Raw genomic sequence first — 25,639 nt, 5'->3', positions numbered from 1 at the left:
GTCAGGGTTTTTCCGCCGAGGCCGTCCGAAAGGCGGCTTTCACCGCGCACCTGCCCGAACGGTTCACGGCGCCCATGGCGGTGCTGGTGCAGCCGATGCTCACGGCGCGTGTCGGCGGGTGATGTTCGGTGCCGATCCTGTCGAGGTGCGCACCGACCGGATGCGATGCGCACGGGTCGTTGTCGCAGTAGACGACGCGCGCGTCGGGCGCGACCTCCTGGGCGATCTGGTGGAGGTTGGGCTCGGTGGGGATGCCGGTGCCGATGTCCAGGAACTGGCGGACGCCGGCCGTGGCCAGCCAGCGGGTGGCCCGGTGCATGAACGCACGGTTGACGCGCGCCATCACCGGAACCCGCGGGTCGAGGGTGAGCATCTGCCGGCCCATCTCCTCGTCGACCGGGTAGCTGTCCTTGCCGCCGAGGTACCAGTCGTACATCCGCGCGGGATGGGGTCTGCTCGTGTCGATCTCGACGGGGGACTGCCCGGTCATGGCTCGCTCCATAAGGGTCCGCAGCAAATAATGATCAACTCAGTGCCAAGCTTAGGGAATTGACTGAACACAACAGGGTGGCCACACAAGGGGCACAGGCCTTACGTCAGCAGGAAGTCGGCCTCCCCCGCCTTGGCGCCTTCGATGAACGCCGTCATCTCGTCGGTGGTGTAGATCAGCGCCGGCCCGTCCGGGTCGGTGGACTGCCGTACGGCTATCCGGCCGTCGGCGAGCTTCATGGCCTCCAGGCAGTTCCCTCCGTTGCCGCCGCTCCACGGCTTGTGCCAGCCCTCGCTGCCCAGCTCCCGGGCGGGCATGCCGTTGTAGATCCGCTCACCGCGGACCCTCGGCTGGGGCTGGGGCTTGATGCGTTCCATTCACAGCTCCTTGCGGAGATCCTTCAGGATCTCCTTCGTGCGATGTGCAGTAGCGGCCTGCGCCGCCATGCGGTCCATGACCTCGAGGTGGGTCGCCACCTCTGCGCGCGCGTCGAGATAGACGGCGCCGGTCAGGTACTCGCTGTAGACCATGTCCGGAAGCTCCGGCATGGCGAATCGGAACAGCACGAAGGGCCCGTACGTGCCGGGGTGCGGCCCCTTGGCGAACGGGGAGACCTGCAGCGTCAGGTTGGGCAGCTTCGTGGCGTCGAGCAGTTTGTCGATCTGGGCACGCATCACCTCCGGGCCGCCGACCGGGCGGCGCAGCGCTGTCTCGTCCATCACGACCCACAACCGGGGCGCGTCCTTGCGGGTGAGCAGCTCCTGGCGCTGCATGCGCAGCGCGACATGACCCTCGATGTCCTCGGGCCGGGTCTGCCCGATGGCACCGGACTTCAGCACCCGGCGCGCGTACTCCTCGGTCTGCAGCAGGCCCGGCACGAAGTGGGGCTCGTAGCTGCGGATGAGGCTGGCCGCGCCCTCCAGGCTGACGTACATCGAGAACCAGCCGGGCAGGATGTCGTGGAAGCGCTGCCACCAGCCGGGCTGATTGGCCTCCTCGGCCAGCTGGACGAAGGCCTCGGCCTCCTCGTCGGAGACGCCGTACGCCTTCAGGAGCAGCTGGAGGTAGGGGATCTTGAGCGCGACCTCGGCCGTCTCCATACGGCGGACCGTGGCAGGTGCGACGCGCAGGATGCGGGCGGCCTCCTCGCGTTTGAGGCCGGCGCGTTCCCGCAGCTCCAGCAGGCGCCGACCGAGGACGACCTGTCCGACCGTCGGCGCGGACCGTGGCTCGCTCACGCTCCACCTCCAGCAAAGGGATTCCTGACAGCCATACGGCGCCGCTCGAAGACCCACTCGAAGCTCCGGCGGTGCCCCGGCGCGATCCGGGGGCAGACCTTCGGTGATCTCAATTGGCGCCGCTCCACGTGCTGTTGCGAGCAGTGTGCCACGACCGTACAGAACGTCACCCAGCACTCTGCAATTTTCAGAGTGACACTTGCCAAGTGTCCACGGCGGGGCGATAGTGGCAAGCGTGATTCCGTCCGCGCCCTTAGGAACAGACGCCGCCGTTGGCCTTATCGGCCTCGGTGCCGATGGCAGCCCCGCCAGGGCCGCTGCCACGCGCCGGTTCCGTTTCGAGCTGGCCGCTCACCCCGACTCCCCCGCACAGGCCAGGCGCCTGACGCGGGCCCGGCTGACCGGCTGGTCGGTGTGCGAGGACTCGTGCGACACGGCCGCCCTGGTGATCTCCGAACTGGTCACCAACGCGATCGTGCACACGGCGAGTACCCACATCGTGTGCGAGTTGCACGACGACGGCGACGACCTCGTGCGCATTGCCGTGCGTGACGAGGGCTGCGCGCCGGGCGACCCGCACCCGTCGGCCCGGCAGCGTCCGGAGGAGGAGCACGGGAGGGGATTGCTCCTCATCGACGCGCTGTGCCACGCCTGGGGTGCTCACGAGCACGGTCCCGGGCTGCTGGTCTGGGCCGAGCTGCCACGCGGGGCCGACCCGGCCGATCCTCGCAACGACCTGGGGTGGGGCACCCGGCCGAAACCGGGTCCGCCCGGCGGGTCGGTCGGCGAGGAGGCGGCGCGGGCCGGTGCGCGGCGACAGGCCCAGGCACCGATACCGGCACCGGCACCGGCTCGGACCTCGCCGTGGTCGCACGCACAGCCGGCGTCGCGCACACCGCCGGCGTCGCACACACCGCCGGCGTCGCGGCCGCAGCCATGGATACGCGCACAGCGACAGGCACACCGTCACGGAACGGGGGCCGAGTGGGTGTGAGGGCCGGGTCCGGCGGCCGAGTGCTCAACCTGGACACGATGGTCCGCCTCCAGCGCGGGCTGCGTACGCCGGGCACACTCCGGCGGCTGACCGTGCCGGAGGGCATGACGGCCCCCCTGGGCTGCGACGCGGTGGCGGTACCCGCCCGGCTCGGCCCGCTGGTGATGCCCCGGCTGCCCAGCGTGGGGTGCGTCTTCGCCGACGCGGCGCACTGGTGGTGGATCGTTCCGTCCGACTCCGACTACGCCCTGGAGTGGCCCGCGCCCGCGCATTACGCCACGGATGCGGTCGTCCCGGACACGCCGGATCTTCCCGGCCTGATCCACCGCCCGGACGGCACGCTGCCGTACACCCCGCCGATACCGCTCTACCTGGCCGTATGCCTGCTGACGGGGACGACGCCCTCGTGGTCGCGGCCGGTGAGCGCGTAGACACGCGAGGGCGCGAGGGCAGGGCCGTGGGCACGCGCGCGTGAGGTGACGGTCGTACGCCCACATACACGCGCGCGTGGGGGCACACATCCGTGGGCACCTTCCTGCGCACGCGCGCGCGGGCACGCCGACGTACGCCTCACCGCCACCCCTCCCGGCGTGCGCCCGCGCGCATCCGTCGCCCCGGACTGCGCCCTGCCCGCACGGGTCCCGCCCCGAGATAGTGGCTCCTCGTACGTGCGCCGGGGTCCGTGCGTCGGGGGAGGTCGCGGTGGGCAGGAAACGGGGCGGTCCTACGGAGGCGCCGTCGGTCTCGGAGTCGGAGCGGCTGCTCTTCGGGGGGCCGCTGCGCTACGACATGGGCTGGAACCAGCACCGCGGCGCCTTCCTGGAGATGGGCTTCGGGACCATGCTCGTCCGGCTGCCGGCCCTGCTCGCCTCCAGCCTGCGCCTCGCCCGCCAGGCCGACCGGCGGGCCACGCGCGTCGTGCTGGCCGCCGAGGCGGGCCGGGGCGTCGCACAGGCGGTGAGCCTGCTGGCCGTCAACAGCGCGCTGGCCCGGCTGATGGGCGGCGGGTCGATGGAGGACCGGCTGCGCGGCGCGGTTCCGGCGCTGGCGACCGTGGCCGCCGTGATGCTCGTCGCGGCGCTGCTGCGGGCCGCGTCGACGTACGCGACCGGGCGCTTGGAGCCCAAGGTGGAGCGGGTGGCCACCGAGCTGTACCTGGAGCGGGCGGCGGCCGTGGAGCTGGCCGCGATCGAGGACCATGCCTTCCACAAGCTGCTGGACACCGCGCAGTACGGCGCCTCCTCCGCACGCCGGATGATCATGTACGGGACACGGGTGATCAACGCGGTGATCTCGCTGGTCGCGGCGGCCGGCGTGCTGACCGTGCTGCACCCGGTGCTGCTCCCGCTGCTGGCGACGATGACGCTGCCGAGCGCGTGGAGTGCCCTGACGAACGCGAGGCGGCGTTACGAGTCCTTCCACACCTGGGTGCAGCACGCGCGCGCGGGCCGGCTGATCGGCAGCCTGCTCACGGAGCCCGCCGCCGCACCGGAGATCCGCGTGCATAGCGTGGGCCCCTTCCTGCTGCGGCACTTCCGCGCGATGTCGGAGACCGCGGAGACGGAGCAGGCCCGGCTGGCCCGGCTCGCCGCCCGTACCGGACTGATCGCGGCGGCCTGGACGGGCCTGGCGACGGTGGTGACGTACGCGACGCTGGGCGGGCTGCTGCTGACCGGGACGATGGCGCTGTCGGTCGCGGGCACGGCGGTGATCGCGATCCGGACCGGTTCGTCGAGCCTGGACACGCTGGTCCTGGAGGTGAACCAGCTGCACGAGGAGGCGCTGTTCGTGGGTGACCTGGAGCGGCTGTACGTCGAGGCGGCCGAGCGGGCGATCCCGGTCGGCGGGCGGGCGTTGCCGGAGGACCCGCGCGAGATCCGGTTCGAGAACGTCACGTTCCGATATCCGGGAGACCCGGGAGACTCAGTCCGACCGGCCCTGGACGACGTCAGCCTCAGCCTCCCGCTGGGCCGGATCGTGGCGCTGGTCGGCGAGAACGGCTCCGGCAAGACGACCCTGGTCAAGCTGCTCGCCGGGCTGTACACGCCGGAGCGGGGCCGGGTCCTGTGGGACGGGGTCGACGCGGCGACGGCGGACCGGCGGGAGCTGGCCGAGCGGGTCGCGATGGTTGCGCAGGACTTCAAGCGGTGGCCGTTCACGGCCCGGGTGAACATCGCGGTCGGCCGTTCCTCGGCGCCCCTCACCGAGGAGCGGCTGTCCGGGGCGGTCGCCGACGCCGGGGCCGAGGAGGTGGTCGCGGATCTGCCGCGCGGCCTGGACACCCTGCTGGCCCGCGACTTCAGCGGCGGGCACGAGCTGTCCGGCGGCCAGTGGCAGCGGCTCGGGATCGCGCGGGCCGCCTACCGGCGCGGGCGCATCCTGATTGTGGACGAGCCGACGGCAGCCCTGGACGCCCGGGCCGAGCTGGAGGTTTTCGAGCGGATCCGCGCGCTGGCGGACAGCGGGCAGACGGTCGTGCTGATCACCCACCGGCTGGCGTCGGTACGGCACGCGGACCTGGTGCACGTCCTCGACCATGGCCGCCTCGTGGAGTCCGGCACGCCCGACGAGCTGCTGGCCACCGGCGGCATCTACGCGGAGTTGTACGCGCTCCAGGCGGAGCAGTTCACGCCGGTGCCCGCCCCCAAGGCGGGCTGAGCGGGCAGCCGGACCGAAAGCGGATCGGCAGCCGGTCTGAATGCTGGTGAGCACCCGGAGCCGAATGCCGGTGGGCCGCCGGACTGAATGCGGGTGGGCGCCGGACGGAATGCCGGTGGACAACCGGGCCGAAGGCGGTTCGACCGGGCCCTCAGGCCGGTCGACCGCGCGTGGACCCCGGGCCGTCAGGCCGCGGCGTCGGCGGTGGCCGAGTCGCCACCGCGGACGATCACCAGGAACGCGTCCGTCGCTAGGTCCATGACAACCTCAGCGGGCAGTCCTTCGAGCCGCCGAGCGTGAGCGAACTCCTCCGCCGGCCACGAGCCGCGCGGCCCACCTGCGGGAAAGCGTTCGAGCACGGTTCGCCCGTTCACCATCTCGCACCTCCAGAAAGCGTCGTAACTTGTAGGAGTTAACGCCTTCCGGAGGCCGAACGCCTCGCTCGGTGACGCGACTGAGACATAGTTGACACTCGTTCACCACGGAGCGCGATATTCCGGTTACCGAATGCCCACAACAATCACACCGCGTATCAGTCCTCGTACTCGTCGTGATACCGGACGCGCTCACTGCCCGCGGGCGCCTCGAAAGCCGACCACGCGCCCCTGGGGCTCCTCCCACTCCTCCTGCCGGCCGAGCGCGGTGAGGTCCAGCAGGCTGGTGGTCGAGCCGAGACCGTAGAGGCCCCGCCCGTACGTCGAGCAGGCGCGGAAGACCCGGTCGCCCTCGCGCACGAAAACAGCTCAGACCGGGCCGCTCGACAAGCTCCCCGTCGCGCTCCAGGGTCACCTCGAAGTCGCTGTTGAAGTCGGAGAGGTGCGACGAGTACCACGGCACCGTCCAGCCCATCCGCGCCTTGAACGGCAGGATCTTCGGGTACGGCGCCCGGGACACGGCCGCGAGCGAGGTGCCACGCACCCCGAGATGGGCGAGATGTCCTTCTGGTCCAGGAAGCCCGAGCAGCTGCGGCAGCCCGCGTCCCACTTTCGGACGCGCGCGTCAGGCGCCCCTCAGGTGTCGTACTCCTGGATCCGCCGCCCGTGGCTGCGGTCGACGAACGCGGGCAGCCGCTCCCCCAGTTCCGCCACCACCGCGGGCACGTCAAGGGTCAGCAGCTCGCGGTCGCGCATGAGGATCCGGCCGTCGACGATCGTCGTACGGATGTCGGCGGCGCGGGCGCTGTGCACCAGGGTCGCGGCGAGGTCGTGGACGGGCTGGGTGTGCGGGCCGGTGAGGTCGACGAGGACGAGGTCGGCGCGGCGGCCGGGTGCGATGCTGCCGATGCTGTCGCCGAGGCCCACCGCACGGGCGCTCTGCAGCGTGGCGTGGTGCAGTGCCTGGCGGGACGTCAGCCAGCGGGGGTCGCCCTCGGTCTGCTTCTGGATCAGCGAGGTGAGCGCCATCGACTCCCACACGTCGAGGGAGTTGTTGGAGGCGGCGCCGTCCGTGGCGAGCCCGACGGGGACACCGATGCCGGCGAGGGCGCGCAGGGGTGTGGTGGTGGGCCAGGCGAACTTCAGGTATCCGCGCGGCGCGGTGGCGACCGCCGTACTGCCACCCGCCCGCTCCAGGACGGGCAGGTCGTGCTCGATGATGCCGGTGCCGTGCGCGATGAGGACGTCCGTGCCGAGGATCCCGGTGCGGTCCAGGACCTCGATGGGGGTGCAGCCGTGCCGGGCGAGGCTGGCGTCGGTCTGGTCGCGGTTCTCGGCAGCGTGGATGTGCACGGGCAGGCCGTGTTCGCGCGCGAGTTCGGCGGTGGCGGCGAGGTCGGTGTCGGAGACGGTGTAGGGGGCATGCGGGGCGAGGGCGGTGGTGATACGGCCGTCGGCGGCTCCCCGGTGCCGTAGCGCGAACTCCAGTGATCTGTCCCGGCCTTCGGGTCCCTGGGAGGAGAAGAAGGCCTCCCCGAGGTGGGCACGCATGCCGCACTCGGTGACGACGGCGGCGACCGCGTCCATGGCGAAGTAGTGGTCGGCGAAGCAGGTGACGCCGGCGCGGACCATCTCGGCGCAGGCGAGCCGCGCCCCCAACTCCACGTCCTCCTCCGTGAGGTTGGACTCCACGGGCCAGACGACGTCGTTGAACCACTCCTCGATGGGCAGGTCCTCGGCGAGGCCGCGCAGCGCGACCATCGGCGCGTGCGTGTGGCAGTTGACGAGACCGGGCATGGCCACCTGGCCGCGGGCGTCGAGACGTTCGGCGGCGGGAAGGTCCCGGGCCGCGGCAGCGCTCGTCACGGCCTCGACGACCCCGTCCCGTACGACGACGGCGGCGTCCTCCTGGAACCCGACGCGCTCTTGATCGTCGTGGGTGAGGACGGTGCATCCGGTGATGATGAGGTCGGCGGGAACTGCTACCGGAGTAGGCGTCATCACGCCAACGTACGACGCGGCCGACTGGCCGCGTGGGCCGAACCGCACATCCCGAGGATGTGGGTGTCACTGCGGGCTACATGGCGACCGACCGGACGGACCGTACGGGCATCCGCAGGTCCGGCAGCCCCACGCGGTCACTGCTGCGGGAGAGTTCGCACAGCAGGCCGGCGAGGAGCTCGGTGTGCCGGGGTGTGAGCCGTCCCGTGTCGTCGAGGTGCACGGCGCACGCGGTGGTCGTGTCGACGAGACGTTCGAGGATGTCGGCGATCTCGTCCGCGCCCTCCACGTGCCGGGCGAGCGCGGGCAGTTCGGCGGAGCCGTGGGCGATGGCGGTACGGGCTTCGGAGAGCGTGCGGTAGGCCTCGCGGCGCAGCGTCCAGCGGGCGGCTCGGTCGTCGGACTCGCCGAGTACGTGCGTGAGATACGCGTGCGCCGCACCGCCGGCCGCGACCAGCCGGGCCCGCACGCCCCCGCCCCGCTGTCCCGGCATCGGCAGATGCCCGACGATCAGCACGATGGCGCAGGCCAGCAGGGTCTCGCCGATCCGGCTGGCGGAGGCCTGCGGTTCGCCGCCGACCATCACCAGGGCGAGGACGAGGACGGTCACGACGGTGGTCTGGGCGGCGAAGTGCCGGGTCGAGACGGGGATGAGGGCGCCGCACACGGCGACGAGCGCGACGAGCCCTTCGGGGTGGGGCAGCACGGCGGCGAACCCGGCGAAGAGCACAGCACCCAGAACGGTCCCCGCCGCCCGGTTCAGCACCCGGGACGCCAGCGGTCCGAGGTCGGGCTTGACGAGGAAGACGGCGGTGACGGGCAGCCAGTACCAGTGCTCGTGCTGGCCGTACCACCGGGTGTGGTGCAGGGCCTGCGCGATGGCGGCGCTGGCGCCGAAGCACAGGGCGACCCGGAGCCCGTACTCGCGCCCGCCGACCCCGAAGGCGGCCCGCAGCAGATCCCGGGCGGTCCGGCGCCGGGTGTGCAGGTCACCGCCCTTGCCCTGGTCGAAGGCCTCGGCCGCGTGCAGCAGGGCGTCGTCGAGGGCGCGCAGGGCGGGCGCCGAGCGGTGGGGGGCGGGCAGCGGCCCGGTGTGCGTGTTGCCGCGTACGGAGTCCGCGAGCCGTCGTGGTCCCTCAGAGGCACGCTCGGTCACGGCTTCCCCGGCCCAGGCCAGCGCGGTGGCGGCCTCGGCGAGCGGGAGGGCGGCGGCGTACTGGGCGTGCAGCCTGCGCTCGGCCGCGGAGGAGGCGTACCGCCGCAGCCGGGGCCCGCCGAGGGCGTCCTGCGCGTGATCGAGGGCGGCGGTGAGCGCGGCGCGCCGGGCGGTGGCGTGCTCGGTCCCGGCCGCGTCGAGCAGCTCGGCCACGGCGTCGTACACGGCGGCGACGGCGTCCCGCTCCCCGTCGAACCGGAAGTCACCGGCGAACGCGCCCGGCGTGGGAAGAGCGAGCCGCAGCAGGATGAGCCACCCGGCGCCGGCGAGAAAGGCGAGCGCCCGCTCCCATCCCGGCTCGGGCAAGGGCATCCCGGCTCCGACGGCGGCGGCGACAAGGAACTGCGTACCGGCACCGGAGGCGACGAGCCCGATGGCACTCACGCCGCCGGCGATGAGGCCGAGCGCGGTGAGGATCATGGTGAGCACCACGGGACCGGTGTTCTGCCCGGCATACGTCCCGACGAGCAGCCCGACCGCCCCCGCCAGCGCGGGTCCCCCGACGCGTTTGACCGAGGACCGCCGGCTCCCGGGCCGGTCGTTGATCCCGGCGAGCATGGCGGCGACGGCGGCGACGACACCGAGCGAGGTGCGGCCGGCCAGGATGGCGGCCACGAGGAGAGGCCCGGCGGCCAGCACCCCTCGCGTCACCGCACTCCACGGAACCGGCCCGCGCTGAGCACGGAGGGCATGGGCGAGCCAGGGCGGAAGCGCGAGATGAACGCGGCGGGACACGGGGCTCCTGTCGTCTCGTGGAGGGCGGGGGTGTGCCTTCGGGCGACGGTGGCCGGGCTGGTGGGTTGGCTCCACGGTAAGGCGCGTTCTTGGAGGGAAAGGGACGATCGTATTTCCGTGGTGTGACGGTTGGCCGGAAAAGCGTGTTCTTTATGAACGCAACGGGGGCGGCCCGTCAATTCACCGGTGCGACTCGCACACCCCTGGAGGCGTGCAGGGTGGGAGATGCGGTCGGCCCGGGGATCCCAGGTGTCGATCTCCATGCCCAGCGCCAGCTCGTCGTGGAAGCGGTTCAGGTCCGTGCCGCAGCGGTCGGCGAGCGGTGTGAGGAGGTCGGCGGCGGTGCGTACGTCCGGCGCGGTGGCGGCGAGCCGGTCGGCCGCACGGCGAGGCGCTCACGCACCGGCGTTTCCGCGTCCTCGCCGGGCAGGTTCTCCCGCATGTGCTCGTACCGGGCCGGGTGCGTGAAGTCGCCCGTACCGACGAGCGTGATGCCCTTGCGGCGTGCCCACCAGGTCAGGTGTTCCAGGTCGCAGTCCTTGCTGCACGCCCGGGAGTATTTCGAATGGATGTGCAGGTCAGCGTGGAAACGCACGCTGAAAAACCTTTCACCGGCGGGCCACCTCCACTGCCCGGGCGAGCAGCGCCTCGGTCTCGCCGACCGACTGGGCGAGGTGCTCCGGACTCGCCGTCAGATTGCCAACGATCGTGTCGGCTTCGCCGAGTCCGGCCCGCTCGACCAGGCCCTTCTCGTTGGTGACCCACTCCCCTCGCGCCGCCAGCACCGCGTGAGCCGTCTGGGCCGCGGCGACAGCGATCGCGCCCGCGACCTGGGTGACGGCCCCCTTCGGGGCATGGCCGGCCTTGGCGTAGGTGAGGGTGGCGGCGGCCATGCCGTGCCAGCGCTCGGGGGCGGTCTTCCGCAACGCCGCGGGGTAGGCGGCCGGTTGACGCAGGGTGCCCCGCAGCACCTTGTTGATCGCGAGTTCGGCGACGACCAGGTAGCTGGGGATGCCGGCCAGGTGGAACATCAGCGGCTCGACGTGGAAGCGGCCCTCCTCGGCCTCGGCCAGCTCGTGCTCCACGACGTCGAGGTCACGGTAGTGGACGTCCACGCTGCGGCCCTCGATGGTCAGCCACGCTCCCCCGTTGAACACACCGCCGCCCCAGCCGCCGATTTCGGAGACTTCCCCGTCCCAGCCGACCGCGCGCAGGTCGTCGGGGTCGAAGGCGCCCCGGTAGTAGATCGCCAGGTCCCAGTCGCTGTCGGGCCGCTCGGTGCGCTGGGCGCGGGACCCGCCGAGGGTCACAGCCCCGACCGCGGGGAGGGCGGCGAGGCGGTCGGCGGTGACGTCGAGGAACGCCTGGTCCGTGGGGGAGGGCACTGCTTCGGCTCCTGCGGTCGGGCGTGGATCATCTGATGCCAGGAAGGGTACGTCGGCCCTCTGACACCGGGCCGCGGAGATTCGCCCGCCTCGCCATGGACGGAGGTTGCTCAGCCACGCAGGTGGTGCTCACCCGCGCGCAAGTGGTGCCCACCCACGGCCGGTCAGCCCGTCGCCGCCGCCCCGAAGTCCGCCCCGGAGATACCGCCCAGCCGCTCCACGATCCGCAGCAACGGCTCGCGCAGGGCAGCCAGTTCGGCCCGCATGGCCTCGGCCTCCGGCCAGGCCGCCTCGTGGTCAAGCGGGGCCGCGTCCCCCGGGCAGCGGGCCTCGTAGGCGGCGAGGCGCGGGTGCCAGGTGCCGGTGAAGGGCCGGATGGTGTCGTTGATCAGCGTGTACGCCAGGCTCCGCACCGTCGGGGCGCCGGAGCCGGAGTCCGGCTCCAGGGCGATGCTGTACGTGTGCAGCGTCTCGCGCGTGAAGTCGATCAGCGACTTCAGGGACGTCAGGGCCTCGCGCAGGCTGCCGGTGCCGGGTGCCAGTTCCTGCACCCCGATCCGGGTGACCAGCTCGACCTGGATGTCGTACGCCGCCATCCGCTCGCTCTCGCTGGGCGCTGCCATGGGTGCCTCCCTCCGGCTGCCGGGGAAGGCCAGCGTAACCGGCTCGCGGTGGCGGCACAGGGTGCGCAGGGCCGCGTGGCGCAGGGCTTCGGTGCGGGCGGGGGCCGGGTCGTGGTGGTGCCAGGCGTGCAGGGTCACGGGGTGCAGGGACCAGCGCTCGTCGGCGGCGGGGGATCCTCGTGCCAGCAGGCTGTGGGCGCGCAGCTCGCGGACGCCGTTCGCGGCGCGCCGGTCGGCGACGACCCGGGGGACGCGGTCGGCTGCGGCCAGGACGTGGGCCGCGTCGTCGGTGGTGAGGGGCAGCGGGTGGAGGGCCGCCGCGCAGCGCAGGACGTCGGCGGCGTCCGGCGTGTTGACGTCCTGTACGAGGGAGGCGGTCACGTCCTCGTCGGCGAGCATGTCGAGGAGGGATCTCCCGCGCGCGTGGAGCCGGTCGTAGAGGGTGCCGGGAGGGTGGCCGGCGCGGACGGCACGGCCCAGCAGGCCGAGGGCGAGGGGGTGGCCGTCGACGGCCTGGGCCAGGGCCTCGTCGCCGCCGGCGAGCACGCGCGCGTGGGCGGGGTCCAGCGGTCCCAGGTCCACGGGGGTGCCGAGGGCGTCGTGGGCGCGGCTGCGCAGGGTGAACAGGGTGTGGCCAAGGGGGTGCGGTGCCGCCATGGCCGCGATCCCGCGCGCGGGGAGCCGGTCGGCGGGGACGGCGTCGACGATCCAGAGGAACGGTTCGTCGATGGCGTCGAAGTGCGCGAACGGGTCGTCGGTGCCGAGGGCGCGCACCGAGTCGGCGTACGACTCGCCGTTCAGCCAGCAGACGCCGCCGGGGTAGGCGGCCTCGAAGCGGAGGGCGTACTCCTGGGCGAGCAGGGTCTTGCCGATGCCGGCCATGCCGCGGATCTGCACGGCATGGGCGGCGGGGCGCCCGGTGACGAGCGGGGCCGCGTGGGCGTGCAGGGCGGAGTGCACCTGCCACAGTTCGGATATGCGACCGAGGAACTCGGGGCGGGGCTGCGGGATGCCGAGCAGCCAGCGCCGTACGCCCTGTTGACGCAGGGTCATCGGGCCGTCGAGGCGGGCCACGTGCGCGCGTACGTCCGCGGCCAGGGCGGTGAGGTCGTCGTCCGAGGCGTGCCGCGCGTCACGGAGTTCCACGGGGCGGATGTGGTCGGTCTTCGGCTCCGGGTTGACGACCATGACGCGGCGGCGCGGGTCGCCCTCGCCAAGTCCCGCGAGATAGGCGGTGGTCAGCTCCCACTGGCAGGCCTCGCGCTCGGGATAGCCGGTGGAGTAGTACGCCAGGAGCGCCTTGGAGCGGGCCAGTTCGCGGCGGATGGTGTCGCTGATGCCGGTGAAGGAGGCGACGCCCGTCTCGTCCGTGAACACCTCGAGTCCGCCGTCGCGCAACGCGCGCGCGAGCGGGCGGACCCGCTGCACATCACCGCGGCTGTAGCTGAGGAAGACGTCCCACACGACGGCTTACCCTACTGTGGGTACCGGGGAGGGCGATCATGGGACACAGGCAGCGCAGGCGGCGGAGGCCGGGCGGTCCGGCGCAGATCACGGCCAAGCTGACGATTCCCTTCGTCGGCGAGATCTCCGGCACGTGGGAGCCGGCTGACGCGGAGCGCAGCGCGGCCTGGGAGTTGTACCTGGAGCTGGTCACGCGCGTGTCGGTCGAGGAACTCGACCCGGACGAGGGCTTCCTGCGCGAGGCGCTGTCCTCCCTGTACACCTTCTTCAACACCACCCGCGAGATCCTGCGCCGCTACGGCCCCGAGGTCGCGCCGCCGCTCGCCCCCGGCCATGTGAGCTTCGGCGTCCTGGCAGTCACCGTCCTCAACCGCGTCCTGCGTCCGCTGCTCGCGTCGTGGCATCCCCGGCTGACCGCGTACGAGTCCCAGCGGCCGCCCGGCCGGGATCCGGTGGCGCACGAGCGGCAGTGGGAGCACGCGGAGGCGCTGCGCGGGCAGATCGCGGAGGTGCGCCGGACGCTGGTGTCGCTGGCCCGGACGTTGCAGGAGGTGGCCGGGGTGAGCGACCTGATCGAACTGCCCGCACCCCGCTCCCCGGGTTTGGGGCACCCCCCCCCGCAGGTCAGAGGAGCCCTGCCGGCCGCCGAGAGTGAGCTCGCTGACAGCTGGCGGCGACGGGTGGCTCTGGCGGCCTGAGGTCATCTCCCCGCTCAGGCCGATTGTCAGTGGCGTGCGCTATCAATGGAGTCATCACTCAGCGTCACGGGGGAGATCGAGATGACTACACCGCAGACCCGCCGCATGGAGGAGTTAGCGCACTGCTTCGTCCAGACCGTGCGCAGCGAGCCGGTCTTGCTCGCCGGATCGATGCGGACAACATACGGCTGTGCACTCCGCGGGGAGAGCGAAATCCGGGTGCGTGGACGGCACGGTGGCGCGCATGATCGGCGTGTTGTCCACCGCCCGCCGAGCAGCCGGAGCCCGCATGATCCACCGCGTCACCGTCCCCAGCCTCTTCCCGCCGCCCACCTACTCGCACGCGACGATCGTCGAAGCGGGGACGAAACTGGCGTTCCTCGCCGGTTCCGTCCCCCTCGACGCCGACGGCAGGCTGGTGGGCGAGGGAGATCCGGTACGGCAGGCCGAGCAGGTGATCGCCAACCTCAGTGAGCAACTGCGCGCGGCCGGCACGGACTTGGCGCATGTCGTGTCGACGGACGTGTACGTCGTGAGCGGCGAACCGACGGTGCTGTCCGCCGTCTGGGACGTCGTCGAGGCGTCGGGCCTGAGCATCGGCCCGCACTCGTCGACGCTGCTCGGCGTGGCCTGCCTCGGCTACCCTGGCCAGCTTGTCGAGATCACGGCGACGGCCGTCGTACCGGAGGACCCGCGCGCGTGAGCCGCGAGTCGACGGTCGCCCTGCGCCGGGCCACGGCTTCCGACGCCGGCGCCGCGGCGGACGTCTGGCTGCGGTCGTTCGCCACCGCCCTGCCGGGCGTGGTGCGGCCGCGGTCCGACGAGGAGGTGCGGGCGTACTTCCGACAGGTGCTCGTGCCGCTGCGGGAGACCTGGGTCGCCGAGACCCCGGAAGCGCGGGCGATCGTCGGGGTGATGGTGCTCGACGGCGGCCTGTTGTCCCAGCTGTACCTCGCCCCCGAGTGGCGCGGGCGCGGGATCGGCGACCGTTTCGTCCGGCTCGCCAAGGAGCGTTCGCCGCAGGGGCTGAGCCTGTGGACCTTCCAGGTCAACAAGCCCGCCCACCGCTTCTACGAACGGCACGGCTTCGTCGGCGTCGAGTGGACGGACGGCCGCGGTAACGAGGAACGGGAGCCGGACGTGCGGTACGAGTGGCGTCCGTGAGCCGTCGTCGGGCCTGGACGAGCGGTAGTACCTCCTGCGTCCGTGGGCCAGCCGTGCAGCGCCCCGGGCGTCCGGGAGTCGCCAACGGCCCCGCGTCATCCCCGTGGCGGCGGTCCCCACACCCTCCGCTTCGGCAGCGGCGTCGCATAGCTCCCCGTTCTGCTCGTCGTCAGGCCCAGCGCCACCAGGGACTCGGCGAGCTTCACGGCCGCGCCGACGCCGTCGACCACCGGAATCCCCAGCTTCTCCCCCAGGGCCCGCTGTAGCCCGGTCATTCCGGCGCAGCCCAGCACCAGGACCTCGGCGCCCGCCGCGCACGCCCGCTCGGCCGCCGTCAGGAAGACCGCCTCCGTGCGTTCCTCGTCGCCGAGGTCGAGGACGCTCAGGCCGGTGCCGACGACGGCGGCGCAGTTGCGGCCCACGCCTGCCGTCTCCAGGCTGTCCTCGATCTGCCCGCAGGTGCGTTCCAGGGTGGTGACGACGCCGTACCGTCGCCCCAGCAGGCAGGCCAGGTGCGCGGCGGCCTCCGTGATGTCGACGACCGGCACGTCGACCAGCTCCCGGACGCCCTCGCGTCCGTGCTCCCCGAAACCGGCCATGACGACGGCGTCGTACGACGGCCCCTCGTACGTGCGCAGGGCGTCCAGCACGGCCGCGGCGGACAGGTAGCTGTCGAGCCAGCCCTCCGCGGACTCCGGCCCCCAGGTGGGGGTCAGCCCGGTCACGGTGGTGCCCGGACCTGCGGCGGCCCGGGCACCTCGTACGATCTCTTCGGTCATCTCCTGCGTGGTGTTGCAGTTGGTGACGACGATTCGCACGTCTCTCAGACCTCCACCGGCCGGGAAACAGCCATCCGCTCGCTGCGGCACAGCGCCGCGTACAGCACGGCCGCCAGGGCGGTCCCGATGAACCAGGAGTACGGCGCCACGTCGCTGAACGCCTTCACCAGCGCGAGCATCGCCGAGACCGCCGCCGTCGGCAGGAACGCCCACAGCGCCTTGGGGTTGACGCCCTTGCGGTAGTAGTAGCGGGAGCCGGGCGCGCCGTCGAACAGCTCGTCCACGTTAACGCGGCCGCGCTTGACCCAGTAGTAGTCGACCATGATGACGCCGAACAGCGGGCCCAGGAAGGCGCCGAGGCCGCCGAGGAAGTAGTTGACCACGGTGGGGTTCGAGAAGAGGTTCCAGGGGGTGACCACCAGCGCCGCGACGGTGCTGATCATGCCGCCGACCTTGAAGGTGATCTTTTGCGGCCAGACGTTGGCGAGGTCGTACGCCGGTGAGACGAAGTTGGCGACGATGTTGACGCCCATGGTGGCGATGGCGAAGGTCAGCGCGCCCAGCACCAGCACCCAGGTGTTGCCGATCTCAGCGACCAGGTAGGCGGGGTCGGTGATCTCCTTGCCGAACACCTCGTACGCGCCCGCCGTCACGATGACGGACACGATCACGAAGGCCGTCGAGTTGATGGGCAGGCCCCAGAAGTTGCCGCGCCTGACGGTCTTGAAGTCGGGTGCGAAGCGGGAGAAGTCGCAGAAGTTGAGCATCAGCGTGCCGTAGGTGGCGAGCACCAGTCCGATCGCGCCGAACCACTGGCGCCACTGCTCGCCCACGGAGACCGGGTGCGGGGTCGAGGTGAGGGAGATCGTCCAGCCGGCCTTGGCGAGGATCCACACGGCCAGCGCGATCATCACCAGCCAGATCGCGGGCCCGCAGAAGTCCTGGAACTTGCGCACCGACTCCATGCCCCGGCTGATGATCGCCGCCTGGACCAGCCACAGCGCGATGAAGGAGACCCAGCCGAGCGCGTCGAGCCCCAGGAAGGAGCTGTGCGTCCAGGACTTCAGGCCCGGCCAGGCCGCCAGCAGCATCACGTTGACGGCGACGGAGGCCAGGTAGGTCTGGATGCCGTACCACATGATGGCGATGACGGCCCTGATCAGCGCGGGGATGTTCGCGCCCCAGATGCCGAAGGAGATACGGCTGACGACGGGGAACGGCACACCGTGGCGCTGCCCGATCTTGCCCATCCAGTTCATGCCGATGTAAATGATCACGAAGCCGACGAGCAGAGACGTGAAGATCTGCCAGACGTTCATGCCGAGGAAGAGCAGGCCGGCGGCGAACGTGTAGTTACCAAGGTTGTGGACGTCGGACATCCACATGGCGAACAGGTCGAAGACCTTCCAGGTGCGCTTCTTGGCGGGCGCGAGGTCTTCGTTGGTGAGCCGGGGATCTGGGACGAACGCGGGTGTGCCGGAGGCTTCGGCACGGTCGGCGAGGGACACGGGGCCTCCCTGAGCGAGGGGACGGAGGAGGGGGAGAACTGATTATGCAGCGCAGTTTGGTATACCAAACTGCGCACATGGTCCCGCCGTCAACCGTTCCGACCGATGTCGTTGTTGTTAACGCTCGGTAAATCGCACCCCGAGTCGGCGAGGATGGGCCCCATGACGACGATCGAACCGCTCGGGGCGGTGCGCGAACGCGTTCTGGGCGAGGTGCGGCAGGAGATCATCGCGGGCCGACTGCGCCCCGGCGAACGCCTGGTCGAACGCGAGCTGGCGGAGCGCTACGGGGTCTCGCGCGTGCCGGTCCGGGAGGCGATCCGGGCGCTGGTCGCCGAGGGCTTCGTCCACTTCGAGACACCGCGCCGCGCGGTCGTGCGGCGGCTCACCCCGACCGATGTCGAGGAGCTTTTCGAGCTGCGGGAGGCGCTGGAGGTCTACGCGGCCGGACTCGCGGCGGTCAAGGCGACGCCGCAGGATCTGGCCGAGGTCGAGCGGCTCCTCGACGACGCGGCCGACGCCACCGAGGCGGGGGACGCCGAGATGATCACGGACGTCAACAGCCGGCTGCACGACCGCATCGTGGCCATGGCGGGCAACGGCCTGCTGACCAACGCGCTGGAACCGGTCGCGGGCAGGCTGCGCTGGATGACCCGGCGCAACGAGGAGTGGCCCCAGCTCCTCGTGGAACACCGCGAGTTGTACGAGGCGATCGCCTCCGGCGACCCGGACCGGGCCCGCACGCACGCGCGTGCCCACGTGCGGACCAACTACCGGTCGACGGTACGGCAGTTGTTCGGCGAGGAGGCCGAGCTGCCCTAGGTGCGCGGGGTGCTTTCGCCTCCCGCCCCGGCCGCCTCGGCCGCCGTACGCAGCGTCTCCCGCAGCATCGCGGGGGTGAGGCGGCCGGTGAAGGTGTTGCGCTGGCTGACGTGGAAGCAGCCGAAGAGGTCCAGGCCGGCGGGGCCGTCCGAGGCGTCGGGCGCGTTGAGGGTCACGTGGGCGCCGTGGCCGAAGGCGGGGCGGGGCCGGGGCACGGTCCAGCCCGCCTCGGCGAACGCGGGCAGCGCGGCCTGCCAGCCGAAGGCGCCGAGGACGACGGCGGCCCGCATCGTCGGCCGCAGCAGCCGCAGCTCCTGCACGAGCCAGGAGCGGCAGGTGTCCCGCTCCCCCGGAGTGGGCTTGTTGGCGGGCGGGGCGCAGTGCACGGGCGAGGTGATGCGCACGCCGTACAGCTCCAGGCCGTCGTCCGCACTGACGGAGGTGGGCTGCGAGGCTAGGCCCTCGTCGTACAGGGCCTGGTACAGCACGTCCCCGGAGCGGTCGCCGGTGAACATGCGGCCGGTGCGGTTGCCGCCGTGCGCGGCGGGGGCGAGGCCGATGACCAGCAGGCGCGCGTCCGGCGGCCCGAAGCCCGGCACCGGCCGGCCCCAGTACGACCAGTCGGCGAAGGCGGCGCGTTTGGTGCGGGCCACCTCCTCGCGCCAGGCGACCAGCCGCGGGCAGGCACGGCAGTCCGCGATCCGGTGGTCAAGGCCGGGCAGGCCGCTGGTGGTCATGTGTCCACCGTAGGCTCCGGCGCCCTGCCGGAGTCGGGGTGTGGGGCGGTGGGCGCGGTCGCGGGCGGCTCGGTACGGCGGAGCCACAGCAGGGCCGCGCACAGCAGGGCGGCTCCCGCCAGCAGCCAGGGCAGCGGGCCGGGCGGGAAGGCGCCGAAGACCAGGCCGGACAGGGCAGCGACCAGCTGCAGGGCGAGGGACTGCACGGACAGCGCGGTGGCGCGGCCCGCCGCGGTGACCCGGCGGTGCAGCAGGTCGTTCTTGTTCGGGCTCGCCGCGCCGAGGCCGAGGTAGACCAGGCCGAAGCCGAGGACCGCGAGGGCCATGAACACCGGGTCCGTGGTGCGCGCGGTGGCGCCGAGCAGCAGCATGCCGCTCGCGCCGGCGCCCAGCCCGACCAGCACCGCCCGCTCGCCGCTGCCCGCGAGCCAAGCGGTGAGCGGGGCGAGGTGGCTGCCGACGCCGGAGCAGACGTAACCGGCGCAGGCCAGCCCGGCGTAGAGCACCGCCCCCGACTCGGACGCGCCGGTCACGGCCACGGCGCGGCCCGGCGTGAGCAGTTCGATCGCGGCGTAGACGCTGCCCGCGGCTCCGGCGCTGAGCAGCACCCGCCGCACCAGGGCGTCGCGTCCGCCCAGGAGCAGTCCATCCGCGATGGTCGCCGGGATCCCACGCAGCACCGAACGCAGGGTGGCCGCCGGGCGGGGCGGCTCGCTCAGCGCGGTCAGGACGTACGCCACGAACGAGATCTCGATCGCGGCCCCGAGCAGGACGGGAACCGCGAGCGGCGGCACCGCCCCCGACGTCACCTCCCTCAGGCGGGCGCCGAGGTCGGGGCCCAGGCCGAGCAGCCAGGGCAGGGTGCCGCCGAACAGGGTGCCGGCCGCGAGCGCGGCGGAGGTCGCCGTGCCGCCGCGGGCCAGTCCCGTGCGCAGGTCGGCGCCGGGGCCGTGGCACGCCTGGACGGTGTCGACGTACCAGGCCTCGGCGGAGCCGCTGGCCAGGGCACGGCCCGTGCCCAGGAAGACCATGCCGAGGGTGAGCACCCAGGCGGTGCTGCCCAGTCCCAGGAGGGCGAGCGCGGTCAGGTTCAGCAGGCCCGCGGCGGCCAGGACGGTACGGCGGCCGGTGACGTCGGACAGTCCGCCGGTGGGCAGCTCCAGTGCGGCGACGGTCAGGGAATGCGCGGCGAAGAACCCGGCGATGGCCGCGAGAGTCATCCCGCGTTCCGAGAACAGCAGGATCAGCGGGGCGATGGTCAGGCCCGCGGGCAGCCAGAACAGCACGCAGACCGTGACGTAGCGGCGCCGGGCGGTCCGGAGGTCGTCCGGTAAGCCGGTCACGAGAGGTTCTCCGGGGCGGTGGGAGTGTCGGGGGTCTCCGGGCCTGCGGCGGCCGGTGGGCCCGGCTCCGGGTCGGCCGGGGTGTCCGGCTCATCGGCGGACGGCTTTCCCGTTCCCGGGTCCGGGTCGGGGACGCGCGGGGCGACCGGCAGGCGGGCGGTGATGAGCATGATCTGCGCGGCGCGGGGATCGTCGGCGTCCCGGGCGGCCAGTTCCTCCAGCTTGCGGTCGTACGACTCCCGCAGCTCGGCCAGAGAGTGGGGCGTCAGCCGGGTCATCGAGTCGCCGATCCCGGACGACTCCAGCCACTCCTGGCCCAGCCGCCCGTCGGCCACGTCCGCCTCGTACCTGGCGACGGACTCCTCCAGGTGCTCGATCTGGCGCCTCCGTGCCAGGCCGACGAAGGCGCGACCCGCCGCGGAGGACTCCATCGCCGCGTTGCTCCAGGCGGTGACGGCGTGCAGCGCGCGCCAGCGGCGCTCCCGGCTGTCCCGGTGTTCGGCCTCGGCGATGAACGCGTACTTCGCCAGCACGCGCAGGTGATAACTGGTCGACGCCGAGGATTCCCCGGTCCGGGCGGCCAGCTCACTCGCGGTGGCCGGGCCGTCCAGTCGCAGCAATCCGAGAAGCTGGATGCGCAGGGGGTGTGTGAGGGCCTTCAGAGCCGCCGTGTCCTGCTCCGGATCGAGTACGCGCCTGTGCTCTTCGCTGACCATGACGGGAGAGTAGGCCGCCCCGACCATTCTCCAAAAGTATTTTTGGAAAATCTCTTTGGCAGAAGACGCCGAGGACTCTCGGCGGACTAAGGTCGGGGGCATGGCTGAAGCAGGTGCGGACGACAAGAAGGACGGCACTCCCCCGGACCCGAAGGTCGCGGCCGCGATCGCCGCCGCCGAGGCGGCCGGGCCGCAGAACGGCGAGTCCGTCCGCATCGACAGCTGGATCTGGTCCGTACGTCTGCTCAAGACCCGTTCCCTCGCCGCCACCGCCTGCAAGGGCGGCCATGTCCGGTTGAACGGCGAACGGGTCAAGCCCGCCCACTCGGTCCGGGTCGGAGACGAGGTGCGGCTACGGCACGAGGGCCGGGAGCGGATCGTCGTCGTCAAGCGCCTGATCCGCAAGCGGGTCGGCGCCCCCGTGGCCGCCCAGTGCTACATCGACAACTCCCCGCCGCCCCCGCCCCGCGAGGCGGTCGCTCCCGCCGGCATCCGCGACCGCGGCGCCGGCCGGCCGACCAAGCGGGACCGCCGTGAACTGGAACGCCTGCGCGCTCTGGGCGGGTTGGGCGGCCCGGGCGGGTCCGGTGCGCCGGGCGGGTTCGGCGGACCGAGCGGCCCCGGCGGGGGTTCCGAAAGCCGGGGCCGTACACCGAGGTCGTGAATCCTGATCGCGGACCGGTGCTGTACGGCGCGTCCCGTCGTCAGGACCGTCGCCGCAGGAGGCGCAGCAGGTCGGCGTTGTGGGCGCGTCTCGCCCAGGCTATGAGGGCGAGCGGGACGATCAGGATGAGCGGCGTCGCCGCGTACCCCCCGTCGAAGGCGGTGATCTGGACGACGAACGCGCCCACCATCAGCGCGCTCAGCGCCATCGCCGCCACCGACTGCAACACCGGGATCAACAGGGCGACAGCCCCGGCCAGTTCGAGCGCCCGGCGTACCAGTGCCCTCCGCCCCGCAGGTGGTCCACGAGGGCCCGCTCCAGGCGGGTGCGGCGGGGCAGCCGGTCCAGCGGCCCGTCATCGGCGCCGAAGACGAAGCGGAGCGGCGTCCCGTCCTCGGGCTCCGCCGGCACCTGGCTGATCCGGAAGCGTTCCTGGAAGCGGACGATGTTGGAATCCTCCGGGAGGTACCGCTTCAGCTGGGGATCGAGCAGCCAGGAGCCGCAGGTCGCCACTTGGTAGGGCTCCTCGGGATAGTGGCGGGCGAAGAACTCCCGCGCCAGCGCGAGGGAACGCTCGCAGGCCTCAGGGGTCAGCGGTCCGAGAAAGGCGGGGATGTGCACGCCCAGACCGAGGTCACCGGGTCCGAGGGGAAGGCCCTCCGCCGCGATGGAGTCGCTCGTCCACCGGCCGATCCGGCCGCGCTGGAACTGCAGTCGCCCCAGCTGGTACAGCTCGCCGTGGAAGTGCAGCGTCAGCCACCGCGGGTGCAGCATCCCGCCCGTGCCGTACCGCCGACGGTGCGCGGCGACGTTGCGGCCGGCGTCGGCCAGGGTGCGCCGGGTGACCTCCGGCAGAATGCCCCGCTCCCGGTGGTGGGCCCGCACGGCGGGCAGCGCCGCGACCAGGACGTACAGGGGGAAGAAGCGTTGCAGGGCGCCGGACGCCCAGTCGAGCTCGGGCAGGTCGATCGAGCCGCGGATCTCCCCCATGTCCCGCACGAGTTCCTCGACGGAGTGCTCCAGGAACCGCAGCAGTTCAGGGTCGTCCCTCACCCGTCGCCCCATCCGTACGAGAGCATTGATGTCCTCGTGCGGAACTCCCAGATCGACGAGTGTCTCGGCCAGCCGGTCGGCGTCCGGAACCACGCAGAACCCCCCTCTTCGGGCCGCTCGGAGAACGTTCGGACCGCTTGGAGAACGTCGGAACCGAAGAGTACGTTGCAAGCAGGAGTGGTGATCCCGATGCGTACGGGCAGTGAGCCGAAGACCGCGCGCAGTGCTCTGCGGATGCGGTTCTGGCTGAGCGTGTGGGGGCTGGTCTGGACGGTCTTCGGGACGGCCGCGTTCGCGCTCGCCGGACGGCCTGGCTGGGCCCTCGCCTGCGGAGTGCTGTGGCTGATCGTCACGATCGACCTGGTCGTGGTCCTCAGGCACATCCGCCAGGGCCCGCACTACCAGCCGGGGCCCGACATCCCGCCGTACCGGCCACCGGACCGCCGCGGGCCGTAGCCGCGCACGATGGCCGTAGACAGGCCGCGAGCCGGCCGCCGCGGCCCGAATTCCACCGGCCGCGAGCCCTGCCCGTCACGGACCGGATTCCGCAGACCGCGGGTCCCCGGACGGGCGCTCACGGGCCCTGGGCGGGCGCTCACGAGTCGAAGCGCGCCGCCTCCAGGTACTGCGGCTTGGGGTCCAGGGCGGCGGCCAGGCGGAAGTGGCGCTTGGCCTGGTCGGGACGGCCCTGGCGCTCGTAGGTGCGGGCCAGTGCGAAGTGCGCGAACGCGTTGTCCGGCTCGCGCTCCAGGACGATGGAGAACTCCAGCTCCGCGGGCCGCAGTTGCGCGGCCGCGAAGAAGGCACGCGCGCGCAGCAGGCGGGCGGCGGTGTTCTCCGGGTGCGCGGCGACGACCGGGTCGAGCAGCTTCACCGCGCCCCGCGGATCCCGCGCGGCGAGCAGCTGCTCGGCGGCACGGAAGTCGATGACATGCGTCTCCGGAGTGCGTCCGGTGGATCCGCTGGTGTCGGGCACGGCACAGTCCTTCCCTCGCTGGAGGGGTTCAACGCCCCGCTGAGGATCCGCTATTCCTGACGGGTCTCCCGGCGCCCCTGAGCCGATTCCCGCGCCGCACGCGCCCGGCGGACCAGCCCGGCCCACATGTCCTTCACGCGGCTTTCCAGCTCGTCCAGCGGCACGTCGTTGTCAATGACGATGTCCGCGATCGCCACGCGCTGTTCGCGTGTCGCCTGGGCGGCCATACGCGCGCGTGCGTCCTCCTCGATCATGCCGCGCAGCCGGACCAGCCGGTCGAGCTGGGTCTCGGGGCCGACGTCGACGACGACCACGACGTCGTACATCGGTGCCAGGCCGTTTTCGGTGAGGAGCGGAACGTCGTGGACGACGACGGCGTCCTCGGCGGCGGCCTCTTCGAGCTCGCGGGAACGGGCGCCCACCAGCGGGTGCACGATCGAGTTCAGGAGGGCCAGCTTCTCCTGGTCGGCGAAGACGATCGAGCCCAGCTTGGGCCGGTCCAGGCTGCCGTCCTCGGCGAGCACCTCCGGGCCGAACGCCTCGACGACCGCCGCGAGGCCGGGCGTGCCCGGCGCGACCGCCTCGCGCGCGATGCGGTCCGCGTCGATCAGCACGGCCCCGCACTCCACGAGCAGCCGCGCCACCTCGCTCTTGCCGGCACCGATGCCGCCGGTCAGGCCCACTGTCAGCATGAGCCGAAGCTTAGGGCCTGCCGCGGGCAGGGCGCCCTCCCCGCTGCTCGGGAAGTCAGTTGTCGCCCTCGCGCTCCGCCAGGAAGCGTTCGAACTCCTGGCCGATCTCGTCCGCCGAGGGGATCTCCACCGGCTCGGCGAGCATGTTGCCGCGGGTCTCGGCGCCCGCGGCGGCGTCGTGCTGGTGCTCCAGGCCCTGCACGAGGGCCGTGAGCTCCTCGTCGCCCTCCCGGATCTGGCGGTCGATCTCCGTCTGCGTGCGGTGGGCGTCCGTGCGCAGGGAGTGCGCGATGCCGGGCAGCACCAGGCCGGTGGCCGCCGTGATGGCCTCCAGGACGGTCAGCGCCGCGTCCGGGTACGGCGAGCGCGCGATGTAGTGCGGCACGTGCGCGGCGACGCCCAGGACGTCGTGTCCGGCCTGCATCAGGCGGTACTCGACGAGGGACTCGGCGCTGCCGGGCACCTGTGCCTCTTCGAAGGGGCTGCGGTGGCCGGGCACCAGGTCGGCGCGGTTGCCGTGCGGGGTGAGGCCGACGGGGCGGGTGTGCGGGACGCCCATGGGGATGCCGTGGAAGTTCACGGACAGGCGGACGCCGAGCCGCTCCACGATCTGCTGCACGGCCGCCGCGAAACGCTCCCACTCCACGTCCGGCTCCGGGCCGGACAGCAGCAGGAAGGGCGCACCGGTGGCGTCCTGGACGAGCCGCACCTCGATGGTGGGCTCCTCGTACTCGGTCCAGCGGTCGCGCTGGAAGGTCAGCAGCGGGCGGCGAGCACGGTAGTCCACGAGCCGGTCGTGGTCGAAGCGCGCGACGACCTGGTGGGGCAGCGAGTCGAGCAGCCGGTCGACGATCTGGTCGCCGGTCTCGCCCGCGTCGATGTAACCGTCGAAGTGGTAGAGCATGACAAGGCCGGCCGACTCCTGGGCGAGCGCCATGTCGACGACCGCCAGGCCCTTCGGCTCCCATGCGTACAAACCCTGCGGATCAAGCACAGTGACCGCTCCTCCTCGTGTTCGTACTGCACAACGACGCACAGCGCGCCGGCATTCCCGTCCTGTGCCCCTGATCAGGTTCTCTTTACCCTCGTCGGCCACGCGACTGCGCAGTGTCACGACGGCACGCGCGCGTGCTCCGGGCCCGCGTCAGGCCGACAACTCCTGGTCCAGGCGCTCTTGTCGGTGGCCCTGGCGAGCAACTCCGAGACGTGGCCGTGGCCATCGGCTTCCGGCCGACCCGTTGTAGATGTAGGCCTTGACGTTCCTGAACATCTCGACGGGGGCGCCGAGTTCACGGCGCGTGCGAACGAC

General features: G+C 72.3%; 26 protein-coding genes and 3 pseudogenes. 9 read left to right on the top strand and 20 right to left on the bottom strand.

Annotation, left to right across the window (positions count from 1 at the left end):
• Positions 1-172: 172 nt before the first annotated feature.
• The 3 genes and pseudogenes from H8R17_RS06640 to H8R17_RS06630 form a co-directional block, all read right to left on the bottom strand.
• Positions 173-490 (bottom strand): annotated as a pseudogene (locus H8R17_RS06640) (SAM-dependent methyltransferase); the annotation flags it as partial.
• Between the two features lie 101 nt (positions 491-591).
• The gene (locus H8R17_RS06635) at positions 592-867 is read right to left on the bottom strand and encodes a DUF397 domain-containing protein (protein WP_187822191.1); all 276 of its coding nucleotides are present in this window, start codon (positions 865-867) and stop codon (positions 592-594) included.
• A complete protein-coding gene (locus H8R17_RS06630) occupies positions 868-1,728 on the bottom strand; it encodes a Scr1 family TA system antitoxin-like transcriptional regulator (RefSeq protein WP_187822190.1) in 861 nt (286 codons plus the stop codon).
• Positions 1,729-1,963: 235 nt separating this feature from the next.
• Here H8R17_RS06630 and H8R17_RS06625 point away from each other — a divergent pair, with 235 nt between their 5' ends.
• The 3 genes from H8R17_RS06625 (at position 1,964) to H8R17_RS06615 (ending at position 5,380) form a co-directional block, all read left to right on the top strand.
• Positions 1,964-2,722: an ATP-binding protein gene (locus H8R17_RS06625; RefSeq protein ID WP_187822189.1), complete on the top strand. Its 759-nt coding sequence runs from the start codon at positions 1,964-1,966 to the stop codon at positions 2,720-2,722.
• A complete protein-coding gene (locus H8R17_RS06620) occupies positions 2,713-3,153 on the top strand; it encodes a hypothetical protein (protein ID WP_187822188.1) in 441 nt (146 codons plus the stop codon). The genes H8R17_RS06625 and H8R17_RS06620 overlap by 10 nt, the downstream gene beginning before the upstream one ends.
• A 358-nt stretch (positions 3,154-3,511) precedes the next feature.
• Positions 3,512-5,380 (top strand): ABC transporter ATP-binding protein, encoded by a 1,869-nt coding sequence (locus H8R17_RS06615; protein WP_187822278.1) that lies wholly within the window; start codon positions 3,512-3,514, stop codon positions 5,378-5,380.
• A gap of 185 nt (positions 5,381-5,565) precedes the next feature.
• Here H8R17_RS06615 and H8R17_RS06610 read toward each other — a convergent pair whose 3' ends face one another.
• The 7 genes and pseudogenes from H8R17_RS06610 to H8R17_RS06580 form a co-directional block, all read right to left on the bottom strand.
• A complete protein-coding gene (locus H8R17_RS06610) occupies positions 5,566-5,757 on the bottom strand; it encodes a hypothetical protein (RefSeq protein ID WP_187822187.1) in 192 nt (63 codons plus the stop codon).
• Between the two features lie 155 nt (positions 5,758-5,912).
• Positions 5,913-6,366 (bottom strand): annotated as a pseudogene (locus H8R17_RS06605) (DUF899 family protein); the annotation flags it as partial.
• Positions 6,367-6,390: 24 nt separating this feature from the next.
• Complete coding sequence (locus H8R17_RS06600; protein ID WP_187822186.1) at positions 6,391-7,755, bottom strand: amidohydrolase; 1,365 nt, start codon at positions 7,753-7,755, stop codon at positions 6,391-6,393.
• Positions 7,756-7,831: 76 nt separating this feature from the next.
• Entirely contained in the window at positions 7,832-9,706 is a 1,875-nt protein-coding gene (locus H8R17_RS06595) for an FUSC family protein (protein ID WP_187822185.1), read from the bottom strand.
• 292 nt (positions 9,707-9,998) lie between these two features.
• Positions 9,999-10,301 carry a hypothetical protein gene (locus H8R17_RS06590; protein WP_187822284.1) on the bottom strand — a complete coding sequence of 101 codons (303 nt, stop codon included), beginning with the start codon at positions 10,299-10,301 and terminating at the stop codon, positions 9,999-10,001.
• 13 nt (positions 10,302-10,314) lie between these two features.
• The gene (locus tag H8R17_RS06585; protein ID WP_187822184.1) at positions 10,315-11,091 is read right to left on the bottom strand and encodes a nucleotidyltransferase domain-containing protein; all 777 of its coding nucleotides are present in this window, start codon (positions 11,089-11,091) and stop codon (positions 10,315-10,317) included.
• A gap of 164 nt (positions 11,092-11,255) precedes the next feature.
• Positions 11,256-13,178 carry a TIR domain-containing protein gene (locus H8R17_RS06580; RefSeq protein ID WP_187822183.1) on the bottom strand — a complete coding sequence of 641 codons (1,923 nt, stop codon included), beginning with the start codon at positions 13,176-13,178 and terminating at the stop codon, positions 11,256-11,258.
• A 38-nt stretch (positions 13,179-13,216) separates the two neighbouring features.
• Here H8R17_RS06580 and H8R17_RS06575 point away from each other — a divergent pair, with 38 nt between their 5' ends.
• The 3 genes from H8R17_RS06575 (at position 13,217) to H8R17_RS06565 (ending at position 15,040) form a co-directional block, all read left to right on the top strand.
• A complete protein-coding gene (locus tag H8R17_RS06575; protein WP_262505066.1) occupies positions 13,217-13,876 on the top strand; it encodes a hypothetical protein in 660 nt (219 codons plus the stop codon).
• A gap of 289 nt (positions 13,877-14,165) precedes the next feature.
• On the top strand, positions 14,166-14,579 hold the full coding sequence (locus H8R17_RS06570; protein WP_187822276.1) for a RidA family protein: 414 nt from the start codon (positions 14,166-14,168) through the stop codon (positions 14,577-14,579).
• Positions 14,576-15,040, top strand: a complete 465-nt coding sequence (locus H8R17_RS06565) for a GNAT family N-acetyltransferase (RefSeq protein WP_316959331.1) — start codon at positions 14,576-14,578, stop codon at positions 15,038-15,040. The genes H8R17_RS06570 and H8R17_RS06565 overlap by 4 nt, the downstream gene beginning before the upstream one ends.
• A gap of 95 nt (positions 15,041-15,135) precedes the next feature.
• Here the strand turns inward: H8R17_RS06565 and H8R17_RS06560 are convergent, their stop codons facing one another.
• Both H8R17_RS06560 and H8R17_RS06555 read right to left on the bottom strand, forming a co-directional pair.
• Positions 15,136-15,858 (bottom strand): aspartate/glutamate racemase family protein, encoded by a 723-nt coding sequence (locus H8R17_RS06560; RefSeq protein ID WP_187822182.1) that lies wholly within the window; start codon positions 15,856-15,858, stop codon positions 15,136-15,138.
• Between the two features lie 5 nt (positions 15,859-15,863).
• On the bottom strand, positions 15,864-17,327 hold the full coding sequence (locus H8R17_RS06555; RefSeq protein WP_187822181.1) for an NCS1 family nucleobase:cation symporter-1: 1,464 nt from the start codon (positions 17,325-17,327) through the stop codon (positions 15,864-15,866).
• Between the two features lie 162 nt (positions 17,328-17,489).
• On the opposite strand from H8R17_RS06555, the gene H8R17_RS06550 reads away from it, so the two are divergent.
• Entirely contained in the window at positions 17,490-18,149 is a 660-nt protein-coding gene (locus H8R17_RS06550; RefSeq protein ID WP_187822180.1) for a GntR family transcriptional regulator, read from the top strand.
• Here the strand turns inward: H8R17_RS06550 and H8R17_RS06545 are convergent.
• Genes H8R17_RS06545 through H8R17_RS06535 form a run of 3 tightly spaced genes read right to left on the bottom strand, consistent with a single transcriptional unit; the run spans position 18,146 to position 20,945 of the window.
• Entirely contained in the window at positions 18,146-18,886 is a 741-nt protein-coding gene (locus tag H8R17_RS06545; RefSeq protein WP_187822179.1) for a uracil-DNA glycosylase, read from the bottom strand. The genes H8R17_RS06550 and H8R17_RS06545 overlap by 4 nt on opposite strands.
• Positions 18,883-20,229 carry an MFS transporter gene (locus tag H8R17_RS06540; protein WP_187822178.1) on the bottom strand — a complete coding sequence of 449 codons (1,347 nt, stop codon included), beginning with the start codon at positions 20,227-20,229 and terminating at the stop codon, positions 18,883-18,885. Before H8R17_RS06540 ends, H8R17_RS06545 begins: the two co-directional genes overlap by 4 nt.
• Entirely contained in the window at positions 20,226-20,945 is a 720-nt protein-coding gene (locus H8R17_RS06535; RefSeq protein WP_187822177.1) for a helix-turn-helix domain-containing protein, read from the bottom strand. The genes H8R17_RS06540 and H8R17_RS06535 overlap by 4 nt, the downstream gene beginning before the upstream one ends.
• 100 nt (positions 20,946-21,045) lie before the next feature.
• On the opposite strand from H8R17_RS06535, the gene H8R17_RS06530 reads away from it, so the two are divergent.
• Positions 21,046-21,609 carry an RNA-binding S4 domain-containing protein gene (locus H8R17_RS06530; RefSeq protein WP_187822176.1) on the top strand — a complete coding sequence of 188 codons (564 nt, stop codon included), beginning with the start codon at positions 21,046-21,048 and terminating at the stop codon, positions 21,607-21,609.
• A gap of 40 nt (positions 21,610-21,649) precedes the next feature.
• On the opposite strand, the pseudogene H8R17_RS06525 reads toward H8R17_RS06530, so the two are convergent.
• Positions 21,650-21,877, bottom strand: a pseudogene (locus H8R17_RS06525) (DoxX family protein); the annotation flags it as partial.
• On the bottom strand, positions 21,844-22,755 hold the full coding sequence (locus tag H8R17_RS06520; RefSeq protein ID WP_187822175.1) for an acyltransferase domain-containing protein: 912 nt from the start codon (positions 22,753-22,755) through the stop codon (positions 21,844-21,846). The gene H8R17_RS06520 and the pseudogene H8R17_RS06525, both read right to left, overlap by 34 nt.
• Before the next feature lie 96 nt (positions 22,756-22,851).
• Here H8R17_RS06520 and H8R17_RS06515 point away from each other — a divergent pair, with 96 nt between their 5' ends.
• Positions 22,852-23,118, top strand: coding sequence for a DUF6343 family protein (locus tag H8R17_RS06515; RefSeq protein ID WP_187822174.1), 267 nt, complete (start codon positions 22,852-22,854; stop codon positions 23,116-23,118).
• A 139-nt stretch (positions 23,119-23,257) separates the two neighbouring features.
• On the opposite strand, the gene H8R17_RS06510 is transcribed toward H8R17_RS06515, so the two are convergent.
• From H8R17_RS06510 to H8R17_RS06500, 3 genes are read right to left on the bottom strand one after another with little or no spacing between them, the layout of a single operon-like run.
• Positions 23,258-23,638, bottom strand: a complete 381-nt coding sequence (locus H8R17_RS06510; RefSeq protein ID WP_187822173.1) for a tetratricopeptide repeat protein — start codon at positions 23,636-23,638, stop codon at positions 23,258-23,260.
• 50 nt (positions 23,639-23,688) lie between these two features.
• Positions 23,689-24,330 carry a dephospho-CoA kinase gene (gene coaE / locus H8R17_RS06505; protein WP_187822172.1) on the bottom strand — a complete coding sequence of 214 codons (642 nt, stop codon included), beginning with the start codon at positions 24,328-24,330 and terminating at the stop codon, positions 23,689-23,691.
• A 55-nt stretch (positions 24,331-24,385) separates the two neighbouring features.
• Positions 24,386-25,324 carry a PAC2 family protein gene (locus H8R17_RS06500; protein ID WP_187822171.1) on the bottom strand — a complete coding sequence of 313 codons (939 nt, stop codon included), beginning with the start codon at positions 25,322-25,324 and terminating at the stop codon, positions 24,386-24,388.
• Between the last annotated feature and the right edge of the window lie 315 nt (positions 25,325-25,639).

Source organism: Streptomyces sp. TRM68367, assembly GCF_014495685.1.
Classification (GTDB): Bacteria; Actinomycetota; Actinomycetes; order Streptomycetales; family Streptomycetaceae; genus Streptomyces.
This window is presented reverse-complemented; position numbering and strand designations above follow the sequence as displayed.

What these genes read in the sequence shown, in the direction of transcription:
- coaE (WP_187822172.1), bottom strand. Translation starts at nt 24,330, where the DNA reads ATGCTGACAGTGGGCCTGACCGGCGGCATCGGTGCCGGCAAGAGCGAG.
- H8R17_RS06550 (WP_187822180.1), top strand. Translation starts at nt 17,490, where the DNA reads ATGACGACGATCGAACCGCTCGGGGCGGTGCGCGAACGCGTTCTGGGC.
- H8R17_RS06600 (WP_187822186.1), bottom strand. Translation starts at nt 7,755, where the DNA reads ATGACGCCTACTCCGGTAGCAGTTCCCGCCGACCTCATCATCACCGGA.
- H8R17_RS06610 (WP_187822187.1), bottom strand. Translation starts at nt 5,757, where the DNA reads ATGGTGAACGGGCGAACCGTGCTCGAACGCTTTCCCGCAGGTGGGCCG.
- H8R17_RS06535 (WP_187822177.1), bottom strand. Translation starts at nt 20,945, where the DNA reads ATGGTCAGCGAAGAGCACAGGCGCGTACTCGATCCGGAGCAGGACACG.
- H8R17_RS06575 (WP_262505066.1), top strand. Translation starts at nt 13,217, where the DNA reads ATGGGACACAGGCAGCGCAGGCGGCGGAGGCCGGGCGGTCCGGCGCAG.
- H8R17_RS06515 (WP_187822174.1), top strand. Translation starts at nt 22,852, where the DNA reads ATGCGTACGGGCAGTGAGCCGAAGACCGCGCGCAGTGCTCTGCGGATG.
- H8R17_RS06570 (WP_187822276.1), top strand. Translation starts at nt 14,166, where the DNA reads ATGATCCACCGCGTCACCGTCCCCAGCCTCTTCCCGCCGCCCACCTAC.
- H8R17_RS06545 (WP_187822179.1), bottom strand. Translation starts at nt 18,886, where the DNA reads ATGACCACCAGCGGCCTGCCCGGCCTTGACCACCGGATCGCGGACTGC.
- H8R17_RS06615 (WP_187822278.1), top strand. Translation starts at nt 3,512, where the DNA reads ATGGGCTGGAACCAGCACCGCGGCGCCTTCCTGGAGATGGGCTTCGGG.
- H8R17_RS06530 (WP_187822176.1), top strand. Translation starts at nt 21,046, where the DNA reads ATGGCTGAAGCAGGTGCGGACGACAAGAAGGACGGCACTCCCCCGGAC.
- H8R17_RS06635 (WP_187822191.1), bottom strand. Translation starts at nt 867, where the DNA reads ATGGAACGCATCAAGCCCCAGCCCCAGCCGAGGGTCCGCGGTGAGCGG.